A 1,561-nucleotide genomic window follows, 5' to 3' on the forward strand; every position below is an offset into this window, starting at 1 on the left:
GCCGAAGGCGCGGTATCGCCCCTCGGATTCGAGGCCCACAGGGCCGAAAACCCCGCGGCGCCAGCCGCCAAGAAATTCAGCGGATGGCGTTCTTGGCTGCGTCCTGTGCGGAGTCGACCTGGCCGCTGAACTTGCCGCCGGTCTTCTCGTCGACCACGTCACCCGCCTTGTCGATCACGCCGTCGACCTTGTCCGCATGCTGGGCAGCCAGGTCCATCGCCTTGCCCGCCAGGTTCTTGAAATCCACCGCGCACTCCTCGTTGATTCGATACCGGGTCCAACGCGATTACCGTAGCAACATCGCAGCTTTCACGGTGGGCATCATCATGGCGAGCTCGTCACACCGTCCCATACGGGATGCCAGAGCCGTCCGGTATCGGTCCACGCCTGGAAGCGGACGGTGCCGGTGAGCTTCGGGGTAACCCATTGCGCGTCGTGGCATTCGTCGGCGGTCATCTCGTTGGTGAACGGGGACGTCTTGCGCCGCAGTCCGTCGAGCTCGGCCGCGATCCGACGCGACTGTTCGTCTCCGAATCCGGTACCCACCCGCCCGACGTAGATGAGGCCGTCTTCGTGCGGCATGCCGAGCAGCAGCGACTTGAACGGCCGTTTGTCGCTGCGCCGCCACCCGCCGACCACCACTTCGCGCGAGCGCCAGTTGCGCTGTTTGAGCCAGGTCTGGCTGCGTTTGCCCGGCTGATACACCGATTCCAGCCGCTTGGCCACCACCCCTTCCTGCCCCTGCGCGCGACTGGCCTTCATCGCCTCGGCGCCCGAACCCTCCAGCAGCGCGGTGACATTCATCGACGGCGACAATCTGCCCAGCGCCTCGAGCACCGCCCGGCGGTCGGTGTACTTCTTCCGCAGCAGCGAGGTGCCGTCGAGGTAGAGCACGTCGAAGGCGATGAACACCGCCCGGGCCGAATCTGCTTGCAACGCCGAGATATCCGAGAGCCCGGCGTCGTCGAGAACCACCGCTTCGCCGTCCAGGACCACCTGATGCCCGGCCAGCTCCTCGCCGAGGGCGGCCAGGCGCGGATAGCGGGCGGTCACCGTGTTGCCGGCGCGGCTGCGGACGGTGACGGTGCCGTCGTGGATCTCGACGATCACCCGGAAACCGTCCCACTTGGTTTCGAAGCCCCAGTCCACGGGGGTCAGCGATTCGATTTCGCCCGCGGTGGCCAGCATGGGCGACAGTCCGCGCGGGAAACCGGTGTCCACCACGGGCTCTCGACGGGTCTGGTCGCGCATGTAGTGCATCAGCCACTGGTCGCCCTTGGTCTGGATGAGGGCGTAGCGGCCGGACACCCGCTCTCCGTCGAGCTCGACGATCACCTCGTCGGAGCGCCATTTCTCGGTGACGTAGGTGCCCGAATCCCAGATCGTCATCTCCCCCGCACCATATTCGCCCTGGGGAATGGTGCCGTGGAAGTGCAGGTATTCGAGGGGATGATCCTCGGTGCGCACCGCCAGCCGATTGTGTTTCGGCTCGGTCGGCGGACCTTTGGGCACCGCCCAGGAGGCGAGGACGCCGTCGTGCTCGAGCCGCACGTCCCAGTGC

The 1,561-nt window shown here is 66.6% G+C and carries 2 protein-coding genes; both read right to left on the bottom strand.

The window, feature by feature from the left end; all coding sequences use genetic code 11:
* Window positions 1-76: 76 nt before the first annotated feature.
* Complete coding sequence (locus ACFWF3_RS35455; RefSeq protein ID WP_379318498.1) at window positions 77-247, bottom strand: antitoxin; 171 nt, start codon at window positions 245-247, stop codon at window positions 77-79.
* Between the two features lie 77 nt (window positions 248-324).
* On the bottom strand, window positions 325-1,561 hold a 1,237-nt coding region (gene ligD / locus ACFWF3_RS35460), incomplete at its 5' end, for a non-homologous end-joining DNA ligase (RefSeq protein ID WP_379318500.1).

Source organism: Nocardia sp. NPDC060220, from assembly GCF_042727815.1.
GTDB lineage: Bacteria > Actinomycetota > Actinomycetes > Mycobacteriales > Mycobacteriaceae > Nocardia.